The following is a 16,297-nucleotide window of genomic DNA, read 5'->3' on the forward strand; positions in this document are numbered from 1 at the left end:
GATGCAGTCACTTTCGCAGTTATATTATCTGCATGGCATAGGCTATGAATATACGAAGTATACTGGCGAGCATGTTATTTTCGAAGAAAATACACGCCGCCAGGCACTAAGCTGTTGTGGTATAGACACAGCTAATTCTGATCAAATAAATCAGTTAAATTTTGTTTTAGATGCAGGAACGTGGCTGACTTTGTTGCCTCAAACTAGCATTATTGAGGCACATGACCCTTACTTAAAAGTTCGTATCGATGAACGCTTGTTGAGCCGAGCTTGTCACCTTAGCATACCATCCTTGTCCTTAAATCTGACACGTGAAAATCTGCAAGGACTTGCCGTGACAGGAGACTATGGCTTTAATGGGGTTCGTTACCTTGAAGTCGCTTTACCTGTTCCTGCTATGCCTATTGGTTATCATGATGCAGTGATAACGGTTGCTGATCAACAAGCTCATAGCCAATTATGGATAACACCTAAAGAGTGTTACTCAATTGATGATAAAAAGCGTTTGGGACTTTCCATCCAACTTTACAGTTTGTGTAATGCGCAAGGATTAGGTATTGGCGATTTTGCTGATTTAGCAACTTTAATCCGTGAAGTGGCGCAACAAGAAATTGATTACATTTTACTTAATCCATTGCATTTATTATTTGAACACAGTCCTGAGCGAGCTAGCCCTTATAGCCCTAACAGCCGAGCGTTGTTAAACCCGCTATATATTTCGATTTCACTGTGTGAAGATGCATTGAATAATGACTCACTATCACAATTGCTCAGTGATAAACCCGCTACAACTGAACCTTTTATAGATTATTCTGCTGTTAGTCGATTTAAATATGATGCATTTCGTTGTTTATACACTCAATTTTGCCGGACAGCGTCAGCTGAACGAAAAGCAGAGTTTAAGCAGTTTTGTAGTAATCATAAGCACAGTCTAGCAACCTTGGTAGTTGAAGATAATGAATATGCCAGTTACTTGCAGTGGCAGGCACATTTACAGCTAAATCATTGTCAGCATATTGCAAATGAAGCAAATATGGCGATAGGTCTTATTAACGATCTAGCTGTTGGTTGCGCTGGTGATGGCAGTGAGTTTCGTAGCCAAGAAGAGTTATTTGCAGTGGGGGCAAATGTGGGAGCGCCTCCTGATCCTTGGGCTGAACAAGGTCAGAATTGGGGGTTGCCAGCTTTAAATCCTCAAAAGTTAAGTAAAAATAATTTTGCCTTCTATCGCTCTTTGATCCGCGCCAATATGGAAGATGTTGGTGGATTGCGCATAGATCATGTGATGGCAATCAGAAGGCTGTGGTGGTGTTTTGAAAATAACGCCCAGCAAGATGGATGTTATGTTTACTACCCATTTGAACATTTGTTGGCGATACTGAAAATAGAATCCCATCTTAATCACTGTGTCGTGATAGGTGAGGATCTAGGTGTTGTACCAAGTGAGGTTCGCGAAGCACTAAAAGCAAGTGCAATTTATTCAAATGGCTTGTTCTATTTTGAAAAAGATTATCAAGGTGAATTTTTAGCATCAGAGCACTTTGCACCGCATAGTTTGTTGATGATTGCTAATCATGATGTACCGCCATTTAAAGGGTGGTGGACTGGTCACGATATTACTGTTAAGCAAGAGTATGGTTTGCTTGATAGTGCACAAAGCGCTGCGCAACATGAAGCGAGAAATGTCGAAAAGCATCGTATGCTTAATTTTATCGCAAGAGAATCAGGGCAGCACTTATCATTAGATTCTGAAGCGTCTGTGGTGTATGAGTTATTAGCCTCATCGTTAGCAGCTGCTCCAGCCAGATTATTTACCATTCAAATTGACGATTTAGATCAGCAAATTTTGCCGGTGAACATTCCCGGAACTGATAAAGAATACCCAAATTGGCGGCGCGTTCTTTCACGCCCAACTGAGCAAATTATTCGTGCTCAGCATGCATTTTTAGCCAATTTAATTTCGATAAGGAATCAATAAATGAGCAGTCGTGTTGGTCAAAAGCCTTTTGCTGAACCCATGGTTTATCAAGCACATATCGATGCATTGTCTTCAGGTTGTTATAAAGATCCTTTCAGTTTTTTAGGGCCCCATAAAGTTAGTGCATCAAGCTTTGAGATTCGCTGTTTTTTACCTGGGGCAAGCCAGTTGTCAATTTTGCAAGGCAAGCAGGTTATTGAGGCCAAAAAGCAAGGTGACAGCGATTTATTTATTGCAACTGTCAAAGCAAAATCAATCCCTGATTACCAACTGGATGTGAATTATGGGGATGGCAGTCAGTATCTTCAAGAAGATGAGTATCGTTTTACAAGTACACTTGATGAACAAGCTATGTACTTATTTAACGAAGGTAGTCTTGAACACGCTTATCAGCACTTTGGTGCGCACTTTGTAACTCAGCAAGGTGTTGAAGGTGTGCGATTTACTGTTTGGGCACCTAACGCGAGTAGCGTTTCAGTTATTGGCGAATTTAATTATTGGCAGCGCAACCGTCATTTTATGCGCTTTCACCCAGCCAGTGGCGTTTGGGAATTATTTATCCCAGGTTTAAAAGAGCATCAGTGCTATAAGTTTGCGATTAGTACACCTTCTGGTGAAGTACTTGATAAAGCCGATCCGTTTGCATTTAAAATGCAACAAGCGCCGGGTACTGCTTCTGTCTTACAAAAGCTAAATAAGAAGATACAGTTGTCTGATGAAGCGTTAGCAAATCGCGCAAAGCGTAACAGTATCGATGCACCTATCAGTATTTACGAAGTGCATGCAGGCTCTTGGCAGCGACGCGATGATGAGGGCCGCTATTTAACATGGCGTGAGCTTGCCGATAACCTTATTCCGTACACTAAAGATCTTGGTTTTACGCATTTACAATTAATGCCTATCAGTGAGTATCCATTTGATGGTTCTTGGGGTTATCAGCCTGTGGGCTTATTTGCCCCAACTAGCCGTTATGGCAGTTTTGAGGATTTTGTATATTTTATTGAGCAATGCCATGACGCTGATCTCGGTATTATTTTAGATTGGGTGCCGGGTCATTTCCCAAGTGATCCACATGGTTTACATCGTTTTGATGGCACGCATTTATACGAGCATGCAGATGTAAGACAGGGATTTCACCCTGATTGGAATACCTATATTTACAATTATGATCGTGCTGAAGTTCGCAGCTTTTTGATAGCTAATGCAATGTATTGGTTGCATGAATTTGGCATTGATGGTTTGCGTGTTGATGCGGTTGCATCAATGTTGTATCTCGATTACAGCCGAGAAGAAGGGCAATGGATCCCAAACCAGTATGGCGGTCGTGAAAATCTTGGTGCAATAGAATGTTTAAAGCAGGTTAATCTGCGCTGTTACGGTAAAAATCCTGGCATTATGATGGTAGCTGAAGAATCAACTGCTTGGCCGGGAGTGACACGGCAGGTCGATCATGGCGGTTTAGGCTTTGGCTATAAATGGAATATGGGTTGGATGAACGATAGTTTGCATTATATGCAGCGTGATTCTTTATATCGTGCCCACCATCATCATGAAATGACGTTTTCAATGGTGTATGCCTATAGCGAGAACTACATTTTACCATTAAGTCACGACGAAGTTGTGCATGGTAAAGGCTCATTGATAGAGAAAATGCCAGGTGATGATTGGCAGAAGTTTGCTAATTTACGAGCATACTACGCATTTATGTGGGCTCATCCAGGTAAAAAGCTGTTATTTATGGGAGCTGAAATTGCTCAGCGTAGTGAATGGAATCATGATCAATCAATTGACTGGCACTTGCTTGAGCATGTTAGTCATAGTGGTATGCAACAAACAATTAAACAACTGAATAATATTTATACCACGACTCCTGCACTCTATGAGCAAGATACTAGCCCAGCGGGCTTTGCATGGTTAGATAGTTCTAATGCAGAGCAAAGCATGTTTAGTTTCATCCGTTATGCCAAGCATGCTGACGATTTTGTTCTGGTAATTAGTAACTTAACACCGCAAGTTTATCATGACTATGTAATAGGCGTTCCTAAGCCAGGTCGTTATCAAGTTATCTTTAATTCTGACAATGAAGAATACTTTGGTTCAGGTGTTGAAGTTAGCGGTAATACAGAACAACTTATCTTTAGTCAGCCTACTGCGAGTCATGGTTACAATCAAAGTATAAGCGTGTCTTTACCTGGGCTTGCAACTATTTACCTGAAGAAGGTGAACGATGAGTCATAGTGTAGAGCTTCAAATCGGTTCAACGATGCCTCTAGGGGCATCTATTGTTGAAAACGGTGTTAATTTTGCTGTGTATGCACCCCAAGCTCAGCATGTGTCATTGTGTTTATTTGACAATAGCGGTCATTCAGAAGTAATGACTCTTTCAATGCACCTTAACGAAGGTGGCATTTGGACATTGCACGTTAGCCCTTTAAAAGCAGGGGCATTGTATGGTTACAGGGCAGATGGTGAATATGCACCAGAAAAAGGGCTTTTCTTTAATAATCACAAGCTACTACTAGACCCTTATGCGCGAGACTTGCATGGTGAGTTTACTTGGAGTGAGCGCCATTATGGTCAGATGCCTGTAGGTAAGTTGAGTCAAGTCAATAACGCTGTTGATATGCCCAAGTCTCGAGTTCGCGAGCTTGCACCTTATACGGGTAAAAAACCTAACCATAGTTGGGGTAAAACGGTGATTTATGAGTGCCATGTTACTGGCGCAACATGTCGACACCCAATGATCCCTAAAGCACTACAAGGTAAGTTCTTAGGCTTAAGCCATCCGAGTTTTATAGAGCATTTACGCACTATAGGGGTGACTTGTCTTGAATTACTCCCTGTGCACGCATTCATAAGTGAGCAGTTCTTAACGGCTAAAGGCCTACAAAACTATTGGGGTTACAACACGCTTAATTTCTTCACGCCGCACAAAGATTATCTAGTGAATGATGATATCGGCGAATTTCAGCAAATGGTTGCGGCTCTTCATAAGGCTGATATCGAAGTAATTTTAGATGTTGTCTATAACCATACTGCTGAAGCAGGAACTGATGGGCCTATTCTTTCTTTACGCGGCTTAGATAACCTTGGCTATTATCGCACTGTGGCTGATAAACCTCAGCATTATATCAATGATACCGGCTGTGGTAATACTGTGAATATTGATTCACCAAGAACCTTACAGCTGGTGCTTGATAGCTTGCGATATTGGGTTGAAGTAATGGGGGTAGACGGTTTTCGTTTCGACCTTGCAACGATTCTTGCTCGTAATCCTAATGGCTTTAATCAAGCGCATGCGTTTTTCCAAGCAATCAACCAAGATCCTGTTTTGAGTAAAGTAAAACTGATTGCTGAGCCATGGGATATTGGCCCGGGCGGTTACCAATTAGGGGCTTTTCCTGCACCTTGGCGTGAGTGGAACGACAAGTATCGTGACACTATCCGACGTTTTTGGCGACAAGAGCAGGGGGTTATAGGTGAGCTTGCAAAGCGTTTACATGGTTCGTTCGACTTATTTGAGCATAATCTCAGAGGACCACTTAACAGCATTAATTTTGTGACGAGCCATGATGGTTTCACGCTTAATGATTTAGTGAGTTATGAACAGAAACATAATGAAGCCAACGGTGAACAAAATAGAGATGGACACAGTGCCAACCACTCCTTTAATTGTGGTGTAGAAGGTTTTACTGACGATAAAGAAATTAACGCATTACGTTTGCAGCAACAAAAAAATATTCTATTGACGTTATTACTTTCAAAAGGGGTTCCAATGCTTTCACTAGGAAGCGAAATGGCCCATTCACAAGGTGGTAATAATAACGCGTATTGCCAAAATAATCGCACTAGCTGGCTTGCATGGAAAGACTCGCAAATTAATCATCCATTAACCCGATTCATCGATGATGTTTTGCGTTTACGAAAGCAGTTTAGTGTCTTTAAGCATCGTTTTTTTGTTCATGATAATGATCCACGTTACGACGTCGCGTGGTTCACTGAATCAGGCACTGCAATGGAACAAGACGATTGGCATCAAGTTGATCGCCAAGTGTTGATTTATAGCCTGACTGATAAACACACAAACCAAGCTTTATTGATCATTTTAAATGCTGGGTCAGAGTCTGTTACTTGTCAATTACCCCCTCTTGCGAAAGGGAAGTGGCATTTAGCACTGACAAGTATACATCCTATGTCAACTTATGATGTTGATAAGGAACAACAGATTGCTGCAATGAGCAGCTGGGTTTTTACCGCCAATTCAGAGGATCCTAATCATGGCTAAAAATGCCGATCAAGTATGTGTTGTTAAGGGCTGGCAGGATGCCCCTACCGTTGATGAAAGCACCTTAGATGATGATTTATCTCGCCATTTTTATTACACCCTTGGGCGTGACAAAGTCGGTGAATCGCAATTATATTTATATCATGCTTTAGCATTAACTATTCGTGACAGATTGGTTGCACGTTGCCGTGTAACTAATCAGCAAATTCACGGACAAAAGCGTCGTAAAACTGCTTATTTATCTCTTGAATTTTTAATGGGTCGTGCTCTTGGTAATGCCATTCTAAACCTAGATTTAGACGATCAAGTTGCAAAAGCATTACAAGATTACTGTACAAAGTTAGAGACAGTTGCAGAAGCTGAGCACGACGCAGGTTTAGGTAACGGTGGTTTGGGCCGTCTAGCTGCGTGTTTCTTGGATAGTTGTGCAAGCTTGGCACTACCTGTGATTGGTTATGGTATTCGTTATGAATATGGCATGTTTAATCAAGCGATTGAAAATGGCCATCAAATTGAACAGCCCGATAACTGGTTACGCGAAGGTCATCCTTGGGAGCTAAGTGCCCCAGAGCAATCAAAGCGTGTAAAATTCTTTGGTCATGTTGAAAGTTATACTGATAAATACGGACGTGAGCACCGTCAATGGCTTGATTCTCACGATGTCTTAGCTGTGCCTTATGATGTGCCAATTCCAGGCTATAAAAACGATATCGTAAACACGCTACGTTTATGGAAATCAGAGGCGACTGACGAATTTGATTTGAGCGAATTCAACGCAGGGAGTTATTCAGAAGCTGTTGCTCGTAAAAACCTTGCTGAACAAATCACCATGGTACTTTATCCAAATGATAGCAGTGAAAATGGTAAAGAGCTTCGTTTACGCCAGCAATACTTCTTATCATCGGCGAGCTTACAAGACATCATAGATACGTGGGTTAGCAAACATGGCGAAGATTTCTCTGACTTTGCTGATTACCATGTTTTTCAATTAAACGATACACACCCAAGTATTGCTGTAGCAGAACTGATGCGTATTTTGGTTGATGAGTATGAGCTAGATTGGCAAGAAGCCTGGTCTATTACTACTAAAACCATGGCTTATACTAACCACACTTTACTGCCAGAAGCATTAGAGAAGTGGTCAGTATCATTATTTGCGCGATTATTACCGCGTATCTTAGAAATAATCTATGAAATCAATGCCCGCTTCTTAGCAGATGTTGCTCAAGCATGGCCTGGAGATGTTGAAAAACAACGAGCATTATCGCTTATTGAAGAAGGCCCAGAGCCACAAATCCGCATGGCGTATTTAGCAATTGTTGGTAGTTACTCAGTAAATGGCGTTGCTGCACTTCATACCGAGCTACTTAAAGCGGGCTTATTCAATGAGTTTTATCAGCTTTGGCCAGAAAAATTCAATAATAAGACCAATGGGGTTACGCCACGTCGTTGGCTTGCACATTGTAACCCTGATTTAGCCAAACTACTCAATAAGCACATAGGTGAAGAGTGGGTAGGTGACTTCAGTAAAGTCAGTCAATTACGTCGCTTATACGACGACACTAAATTCCACAAAGAATGGCAAGCAGTTAAACATAGCAATAAGCAACGCCTTGTTGAACTTGTTAAGGCTCGTTGTGGCGTTGAGTTTGATCCATCAATGATGTTTGATGTGCAAGTAAAACGTATTCATGAATACAAGCGCCAATTATTAAATATATTACATGTTATTCACTTATATGATCGTATTCGCCAAGGTGATACTTCAAATATTGTCCCTCGTTGTGTGTTATTAGGTGGTAAAGCCGCACCTGGTTACTACATGGCGAAGAAGATAATTAAGTTAATTAATAATGTTGCTGAAGTGATCAATAAAGATCCATTGGCAAAACCGTACTTGAGAGTGGCTTTTTTACCGAATTATAACGTGACAGCAATGGAAACTATTTGCCCAGCAACGGATTTGTCTGAGCAAATTTCAACAGCAGGTAAAGAAGCATCGGGTACCGGTAACATGAAGTTCATGATGAATGGTGCTTTGACCATTGGTACGTTAGATGGTGCCAATATCGAGATCCGTGACGCAGTAGGTGCTGATAATTTCTTCTTGTTTGGTGCTCGAGCAGAACAAATTGATGATATCAAAGCGCACTATAATCCTGAGCAAATTATTCATCAAACCGACAGCCTATACAAGGTAATGCAGTTACTTGAAAGCGGTCACTTTAACTTGTTTGAACCAAATCTATTCGACGACATTATTGCTGCGATTAAGAGCCCGCACGATCCGTGGTTAGTTGCCCATGATTTTGCCAGCTTCGTTGAGGCACAAGAGCAAGTTGAAAAAGCTTACCTAGACACTGCTCACTGGACGCAAATGAGTATTTTAAATACGGCGGCTAGTGGCATGTTTTCGAGCGATAGAACAATTAGTCAATACAGTGATGACATCTGGCACTTGGAACCACTGTTAGACATTAGCGCAAAGCAAAACACACAGAAGAAAAGCAGCTAACTTAAGACGGAGAGAGTTATGCCTAGTTATGCAAATCGATACATAAGTAGTTTAACAAGAGAAACGTATGCACTCATTTTAGCAGGTGGGCGTGGTTCTCGTTTACATGAATTAACAGACTGGCGTGCTAAGCCAGCAGTGTATTTTGGCGGGAAACATCGAATAATCGATTTTCCTCTATCAAACTGTATTAACTCAGGCATTCGTCGTGTTGGTATAGCAACTCAATACAAGTCACACTCATTAATCCGCCATGTAAACCGTGCGTGGGGACACTTTAAGAAAGAACTCGGTGAGTCGGTAGAAATACTGCCGGCATCACAACGTAAAGGTGATGATTGGTATTGTGGTACGGCAGACGCCGTTTTCCAAAATATGGATATCATTCGTCATGAGCTGCCTAAATACGTGATGATTCTTTCAGGTGACCACGTTTACTGCATGGATTACGGCGGTTTACTTGCTAAGCATGTTGAAACTGGTGCAGATATGACAGTGTGCTGTATCGAAGTACCGTGTGAAGAAGCCGCAGGTACCTTTGGTGTAATGACTGTTGATGAGAATAACAGAGTTCGCCGTTTTGATGAGAAACCATCTGAGCCAACTTCAGTGCCGGGTAAACCAGGTACTTGTTTAGCGTCAATGGGTAACTACATTTTTAACACAGAGTTCTTATTTGAACAGTTAAAAAAAGATGCAGAAACAGAGGGTTCTGGTCGTGACTTTGGTCACGATATTATCCCGGCCATCATTGAAGAGCACAATGTATTTGCATACCCATTTAGAGATGAAAATGAAGGCCAGCCATACTGGCGTGATGTAGGTACCCTGGATTCGTTTTGGGAAGCCAATATGGAGCTTGTTATGCCAGAGCCTCAGCTTGACTTATACGATCCTAAATGGCCGATTTGGACATATCAAGAGCAATTACCACCTGCTAAATTCATTTTTAATGATGATGATAGACGTGGTATGGCTGTGGATTCAACGGTATCGGGTGGCTGTATTATCTCTGGTTCAATGGTTAGAAAATCACTGCTGTTTTCGAATGTATATGTTCATTCATACTGTGAAATCGAAGAGTCAGTGATCTTACCTGGGGTTAAAATTAACCGTAATTGCCGCATTAGGCGTGCTATTATAGACCGTAACTGTGAGATCCCTGCTGGCCTTGAAATTGGTTTTGATAATGAAGCTGATAAAGAAAATGGCTTTAGAGTGTCGAAAAAGGGGATCGTACTTGTTACCCGAGACATGTTGAATGAGCTTGAGAAAAAAGCAAAGGCAACAAAAGCAAAGTAATAAATACTTTGTTTAATGGTAAAGTCATAGTGTAGTAAGGAGTAGCAATTGCTACTCCTTGTTTCATAGTAAGAATTAATGTTATGGAGTACTGCTAATCATGCATGTGTTGATGGTGGCTGCAGAGAATGACGCATTACCGAATGCTAAAGTCGGTGGTGTAGCGGATGTTGTTAGGGACTGTCCTAAAGCGTTAGTTGATAAAGGCCTTACTGTTGATGTTGTGATCCCTGATTACGGATTTCATTATCTTGAACGTCATCATATCGGTGTTGTACATGTTCCATTTGCAGGGCATATGCAGCAACTAGACGTGTGGAAACTTGCCAATAGTGAACACGGTGTTACGCAACTGATTATTTCTCATTGGGAATTCAGTCGCCATAATGGTGCCGTGTATTGTAATGATGAACCTGGCAGGCCCTTTGCAACCGATGCGAGTAAGTTTGCATTGTTTAATGCGGCGGTGTGTGAAGCCTTACTACAAGGAATTATCCGAATCCCTGATGTAATGCATTTACATGACTGGCATAGCGCCTGTGTGGCATTATTACTAAAAAATGACGGTCGTTACCGTACATTATCTAAGTTATTTTTAGCTTATACCGTTCATAATTTGGCATTGCAGGGTATTCGCCCATTTAAAGGCGATAGCTCAAGTTTAGAAGCATGGTTTCCGGGCTTAAATTATAACGGCGAGAAATTGTGCGATCCGCGTTATCACGATTGTTTTAATCCGATGCGAGCAGCGATTAATTTAGTTGATAAAGTGCACCTTGTTTCACCGACCTACTGTCAAGAAGTATTGCGTCCGAGTGATGCTGCAAATGGTTTTTTTGGTGGAGAAGGACTAGAAGCTGATTTGCAGGCAGCCTATCGTGAAGGTCGTGTGGTAGGGATCCTAAATGGTTGTGAATATCCAGGAATGGAACTCAAAGATATCAGCCTTGCAACACTTTACCATCATGCAGAGTCGGCACTATTTCAATGGATGGCGAAGAGCCCCATCTTAGATTCAAGTTATTATCTTGCTCACCAACGTTTATTACAGTTCAAAACAAAACCTTTTGCGGGTCCGCTTGTTACGAGTGTTGGTCGATTAACAGATCAAAAGGCACTTTTACTGCGTCAACCTTATGAAAAAGCATTGGTTTTAGATGAGTTATGTCAACGCTTAAAGCAACATGATGGCTACATGATAATTCTTGGCTCTGGTGATGCTGAACTTGAGCAAATCATGACAACTGTCATGGCACGCCAAGAGAATCTGCTATTTTTAAAAGGCTATGCACACTTGGTTGGTGAATATATGTATCACTTGGGTGATTTATTCTTAATGCCAAGCTCATTTGAGCCATGTGGAATAAGTCAAATGTTAGCAATGCGCGCTGGACAGCCATGCTTAGTTCATGGTGTTGGCGGTTTACAGGATACGGTCGAGCATAATGTCAGTGGTTTTAGTTTTAGAGGTGAGAGTTTAGCCTCTCAAAGCTACGAACTTATTACTGGTTTTAGTGATGCGCTAGACCTTAAAAAGTCGCAACCTGAGCAATGGCGCTCGATATGTGAACAAGCTAAAAATGCTCGTTTTACATGGGGATCTGTTGCAGATGGCTATTTATCAGGCTTATATCAATAAATATTGCGTGATTCATGGTAATTAAGTGACTTTTTTGTCTATTTCAGCTATTAATTACTTAGTGTGATATAAAAATTCAAAAGTAGGTAAAGTGGCTGTATTTGTTGCTAGGCAAGCGGTCTTTAATCGTCGTCAACAAGTTGTCGCCTATGAGCTACTATTTAGAGATAGTTTAAAAAACAGTTTCCCGGATGTTTCAGAGAGCACAGCTACTGCGCGTCTGATTATGGAAAACCAGCTCAATCTAGGCACTCGCCATATTACGTCGGGCAAAAAGGCGTTAATTAATATAGGTCCAGAATCGTTGAAACTGGACCTATGCGCGTTTTTGCCAACTCAAGACGTGGTTATTGAGCTTCTCGAAACGATGGAGCCAACAGACGAAAACTATGAATTTTGTCGGGAGCTTTTCCATAATAACTACAAACTTGCTCTTGATGATTTCGTATACCAACCTGAATGGGACCGCTTTTTAAAGTTAATTCGCTTGATTAAGTTCGATGTGAAGCAAACCCCCTTTGAGGACATTGCGCCTGTTTTACAGAAGCTGAAAAAGCATAAAAAAATAAAACTATTAGCAGAAAAGCTTGAAACTGCCGATGATTATGAGAAAGCCTACAAAATGGGTTTCGATTTTTTCCAAGGTTACTTTTTTGCAAAACCAAAAATGATCCAACATCGCGATATCGATTACAACTATGCATTAGTTTTGTCGATTTATGCTGAAGTAATGCGCCCTGATCCTAATATTAGCGAAATCGCGGGACTGTTTTCTTTAGATACTGCACTTGCCTACAAGCTATTACGCTTAATAAACAGTGGTGTATTTCCAATAAAAAGTAAAATAGGTTCATTAAAGCAAGCGCTTGTGTACCTAGGTCATGAACGACTGAAAAAGTTTGTTAGTTTGATCATCACCGCCCATAGCGCCCAATCAAAACCAGCCGAGCTTACTCGGCTTTGTGTTGTCAGAGCGCGTTTTTGTGAATTAATAGCGCAGCGTGTCGCAAAACAACAAACCGGAGAGGCATTTTTAACGGGGCTGTTTTCATTACTCGATGCAATATTAGATCAGCCGATGGAAAAGCTGTTGGATAGATTGCCGTTTCCTGACGAAATACATGCAGCATTAATGCAAGAAAAGAATATTCTCTATTACATTCTCGAAACTGTTAAAGCATACGAAACAGGAAGCTGGTGGGCACTGGAGCAAGCAGTTGCCTATTTAAATATTGAGAGTGGGGAACTTCCCAAAATATACGAAAATGCGGTAAATTGGAGCGATAGCTGTAGACAAAACTTATAAGGGAACTATGCGCAATATAAATATGGATGTTTTACGGGGTATTGCGGTGCTAGGTTTGATGTTTATGAACATCTATACCTTTGCTATGTTTGAGTATGATTATACCCCAAGCTCATCGCCACCACTTTCTGATACTGTCATAAACATCATTAATGTGCTATTTATTGATGGACGTTTTAGAAGCCTTTTTTGCCTATTATTTGGTGCCTCATTGGTTATTCAATGGCAGCTTTGGCAAAGTATAGATAAACAACACAATCGCTTAAAAGTGCTTGCTTATATTGGCCTTGCTCACGGCTTTTTGCTTTGGGCCGGCGATATTTTGTTTATTTATGCCTGTGCTGGTTGGTTAACCCTTAAATTTAGCCAGCAAGATAACGAAAAAATACTGCGTATGGGCATGTTGTTTTTACTTCTCGGTGCCTTTATTTCATTTTTACTTGCCTTTGTCGAACCTGAATTAACGCCTTTAACGCGAAGTTCAGACGCGTTTTTGATGGCTTATGATGCGGCTTATTCTTCCTACTTTGCTGGATTTGTCAGTAACATATTAATGTTTACTGTGATGCTTATTGCAGTGCCGCTGATCACTATGTGGATGGCCGCAGGGCTAATGCTAGTGGGCGTTTATCTATATAAACAAGGGGTTTTTGTTGACGGCTTAACGAAAGCTCAGCTTAACATGATTGTTCCAGCGGCTATTGGTTTAACACTCGTAAGGTTGATGATAGACCCTAACAGTAGTGTATTTATGTACGCGATTGTCGAGCCTATAAATTGGCTAGCAGCTTTAGCTATGGCCATTTGCTATTGCCATATCATTGTAAAAATAGTTAAAAATAAATCCAGTAAATGGTTGCTGTTACAGCAGGCTGGACGCATGTCATTGACTTTATATCTGATGCAAACAGTAATATTTATACTGTTTTTTAAAGTTGCATTCTCAAGCGCTGCACTTAATTTCGATCGAATAGATTATTGGTTGGTTATTGCGGGTGTGCTTGTTTTTCAATTGGTATTTTGTAAAGTCTATAGCCAGTACTTTAAACATGGTCCGTGTGAATTAATTTGGCGAAAATTGTCGAGATAATGTCTCGTATACTACAATAAAAGAAAACAAAACGGAGTGGTTATGCGCACTTGCTGGTTAGTTTTAACATTGCTTTGCTGTTCACCACTTTATGCAGGCGATCAGTTTTCTGTGTTGCTCGTTAATCCATCAGTTAAAACCGACATATTTTGGCAAAAAGTGAGTGATATCATGCACGTGGCTGCCGAGCAAAATAATGTCAATCTCACGACCATTTACGGCGGCGGTAATCGTCATATTCAATTAGCTGAATTAAAACAGTACCTACAATATAACCCCAAGCCAGATTACGCTATCTTGATCAATTACCCTGGTGGTGCTGAGCAGTCAATGACTCTACTTGAGCAGCACAAAGTTAACTTTATAACACTGGAAGAAACCATTGTCGGCGTTGAGCGAGATGAAGTTGGTAAGCCTCGCCAGCGCTTTAAATACTGGTTAGGAGAGGTTTTTCACGATAACTTTAAAGCGGGAGAGCAACTTGGCAAAGCTTTACTTAATGAGGCAATAGCTGCAAAGCAAACGCCGCATTTTGTTGCGATTAATGGTCATTATGGCTCCGAATCAGATACCCGCAGTGATGGCCTTGTTCATTACTTACGTAAACAAGATGTCGAGCTTGAGCAAGTTGTTTATGCCAACTGGAACAAGCAAGAGGCAGTGCATAAAGTAAGTCGTTTATTACAACGATATCCAGATACTAATGTAATTTGGTGCGCTTCTGATTTAATGGCACAAGGTGCACTTGAAGCAGTAAAAGAAAAAGCAGAGAAAGCCTATTTTATTGGTGGTATAGATTGGCTTGATGAAAATTTAGACTTGATTGAACAGCAAAAACTCACGGCCAGTGTTGGCGGGCATTTTATGATGGGTGCGTGGGCATTAATAAGCTTAGTCGATCATAAAAATGGTAATCCTTATTGGCAAAACCATAATGCGATTAAGTTTCAACTTGGGGTCATTACACAGCACAACATAAAAAGTTATGGCTGGCTTAGAAATATTAAAGACTGGTCGGTTATCCCCTTTGAAACCTTTTTACTGCAAAACACTAAAAGTAGCGAGTACGCGTTCGATTTTGATACCCTGCATAATTTATTGAGTGAAAAGCCTAAAAATGCAGCGCTGCACTAAAAGTGCTGCGAAAGAGCCTAGATTCTACCTAGCTTGGCAAAGGCTTCTGGTATAAACTAGCGGCTTTAAAATCCAGACAGAAGTATGCCATGACAGAGTTAAAGCGATTAAATAAATTTATCAGTGAAACAGGTTTTTGTTCACGCCGTGAGGCAGATAAATATATTGAAGAAGGTCGTGTAACTGTTAACGGCAACTTGCCTGAAATGGGCGTAAAAGTCAGCAATGATGATGACGTTCTGATTGATGGTCAGCCATTAAAAGCAAAACCTAAACGAGTTTATATCGCCTATAACAAACCTGTTGGTATTACTTGTACAACTGAGCGAAAAATTCAAAGTAACATTGTTAAAGCGGTTAACTACCCAGAGCGTATTTTCCCAATCGGACGCTTAGATAGGCCTTCAGAAGGCTTGATTTTTTTAACCAACGAAGGCGACATCGTTAATAAAATCCTGCGTGCTGGTAATAATCATGAAAAAGAATACGTAGTGACAGTTGATAAACCGCTAAACCGCCAGTTTGTTAACAAGATGGCAAATGGTATTCCTATTCTTGATACTGTTACTAAAAAGTGTAAGGTAAAACAAACTGGCCCACAGCAATTTACCATTGTGCTAACACAAGGCTTAAACCGCCAAATTCGCCGCATGTGTGAATATTTAGGTTATGAAGTGGTGACTCTTAAACGCACACGTATTATGAACGTTACCCTAAAAGGTTTAAAAGTAGGGCAGTGGCGTCATTTAACCGAGCAAGAAATGGCAGAGATCAATAACTCAATTGCCGACTCAGGTAAAACAGAAGAGCGCTCAATTGATGAAAATAAACAGCCAACCCAAGCCCGCGGCAAGCAAAAACCACGCAATGAAGAAGAAAAAAAGCGCGACTTTTCAAAATACGTGAAAAAAGCACGCAACGATGCCAAACAAGGTCAATCAAGAGCAAAGGCTGGCAATTCGCACTCAGCAAAACCAAATCAAACGAAACGTAGCAGCACCAAACGCACAGGTACATTAAGCCTGAAAAAGTAAGCTTGAGCTTTTAA

The 16,297-nt window shown here is 40.9% G+C and carries 10 protein-coding genes; all 10 read left to right on the forward strand.

The features are described from left to right. Position 1: 1 nt before the first annotated feature. The 10 genes from malQ to rluF all read left to right on the forward strand — a co-directional run bounded on the left by malQ (position 2) and on the right by rluF (position 16,283). A complete protein-coding gene (malQ, locus tag ACSFVZ_RS08485) occupies positions 2–1,978 on the forward strand; it encodes a 4-alpha-glucanotransferase (RefSeq protein WP_235383418.1) in 1,977 nt (658 codons plus the stop codon). Continuing rightward, on the forward strand, positions 1,979–4,216 hold the full coding sequence (gene glgB / locus ACSFVZ_RS08490) for a 1,4-alpha-glucan branching protein GlgB (protein ID WP_135926358.1): 2,238 nt from the start codon (positions 1,979–1,981) through the stop codon (positions 4,214–4,216). It abuts the gene before it with no gap. Next, a complete protein-coding gene (gene glgX / locus ACSFVZ_RS08495) occupies positions 4,206–6,263 on the forward strand; it encodes a glycogen debranching protein GlgX (protein WP_235383419.1) in 2,058 nt (685 codons plus the stop codon). The genes glgB and glgX overlap by 11 nt, the downstream gene beginning before the upstream one ends. Next, on the forward strand, positions 6,256–8,778 hold the full coding sequence (locus ACSFVZ_RS08500; RefSeq protein ID WP_435558606.1) for a glycogen/starch/alpha-glucan phosphorylase: 2,523 nt from the start codon (positions 6,256–6,258) through the stop codon (positions 8,776–8,778). Before glgX ends, ACSFVZ_RS08500 begins: the two co-directional genes overlap by 8 nt. 18 nt (positions 8,779–8,796) lie before the next feature. Next, complete coding sequence (gene glgC, locus ACSFVZ_RS08505) at positions 8,797–10,080, forward strand: glucose-1-phosphate adenylyltransferase (protein WP_135926361.1); 1,284 nt, start codon at positions 8,797–8,799, stop codon at positions 10,078–10,080. A gap of 100 nt (positions 10,081–10,180) precedes the next feature. Continuing rightward, complete coding sequence (locus tag ACSFVZ_RS08510; RefSeq protein WP_235383421.1) at positions 10,181–11,719, forward strand: glycogen synthase; 1,539 nt, start codon at positions 10,181–10,183, stop codon at positions 11,717–11,719. A gap of 91 nt (positions 11,720–11,810) precedes the next feature. After that, a complete protein-coding gene (locus ACSFVZ_RS08515; RefSeq protein ID WP_135926363.1) occupies positions 11,811–13,025 on the forward strand; it encodes an EAL and HDOD domain-containing protein in 1,215 nt (404 codons plus the stop codon). Between the two features lie 7 nt (positions 13,026–13,032). Next, on the forward strand, positions 13,033–14,115 hold the full coding sequence (locus tag ACSFVZ_RS08520; protein WP_435558607.1) for a DUF418 domain-containing protein: 1,083 nt from the start codon (positions 13,033–13,035) through the stop codon (positions 14,113–14,115). Between the two features lie 42 nt (positions 14,116–14,157). After that, positions 14,158–15,249, forward strand: a complete 1,092-nt coding sequence (locus ACSFVZ_RS08525) for an ABC transporter substrate-binding protein (RefSeq protein WP_235383423.1) — start codon at positions 14,158–14,160, stop codon at positions 15,247–15,249. Positions 15,250–15,338: 89 nt separating this feature from the next. Continuing rightward, positions 15,339–16,283 (forward strand): 23S rRNA pseudouridine(2604) synthase RluF, encoded by a 945-nt coding sequence (rluF, locus tag ACSFVZ_RS08530; protein WP_235383424.1) that lies wholly within the window; start codon positions 15,339–15,341, stop codon positions 16,281–16,283. The last annotated feature ends 14 nt before the right edge of the window (positions 16,284–16,297 follow it).

Source organism: Pseudoalteromonas nanhaiensis, assembly GCF_051235485.1.
GTDB classification, from domain to species: domain Bacteria; phylum Pseudomonadota; class Gammaproteobacteria; order Enterobacterales; family Alteromonadaceae; genus Pseudoalteromonas; species Pseudoalteromonas lipolytica_C.

Excerpts from the sequence above, each read along its gene's own strand:
- glgB (WP_135926358.1), top strand. The coding sequence starts at position 1,979 with ATGAGCAGTCGTGTTGGTCAAAAGCCTTTTGCTGAACCCATGGTTTAT.
- ACSFVZ_RS08520 (WP_435558607.1), top strand. The coding sequence starts at position 13,033 with ATGCGCAATATAAATATGGATGTTTTACGGGGTATTGCGGTGCTAGGT.
- glgX (WP_235383419.1), top strand. The coding sequence starts at position 4,206 with ATGAGTCATAGTGTAGAGCTTCAAATCGGTTCAACGATGCCTCTAGGG.
- ACSFVZ_RS08525 (WP_235383423.1), top strand. The coding sequence starts at position 14,158 with ATGCGCACTTGCTGGTTAGTTTTAACATTGCTTTGCTGTTCACCACTT.
- ACSFVZ_RS08500 (WP_435558606.1), top strand. The coding sequence starts at position 6,256 with ATGGCTAAAAATGCCGATCAAGTATGTGTTGTTAAGGGCTGGCAGGAT.
- ACSFVZ_RS08510 (WP_235383421.1), top strand. The coding sequence starts at position 10,181 with ATGCATGTGTTGATGGTGGCTGCAGAGAATGACGCATTACCGAATGCT.
- malQ (WP_235383418.1), top strand. The coding sequence starts at position 2 with ATGCAGTCACTTTCGCAGTTATATTATCTGCATGGCATAGGCTATGAA.
- glgC (WP_135926361.1), top strand. The coding sequence starts at position 8,797 with ATGCCTAGTTATGCAAATCGATACATAAGTAGTTTAACAAGAGAAACG.
- rluF (WP_235383424.1), top strand. The coding sequence starts at position 15,339 with ATGACAGAGTTAAAGCGATTAAATAAATTTATCAGTGAAACAGGTTTT.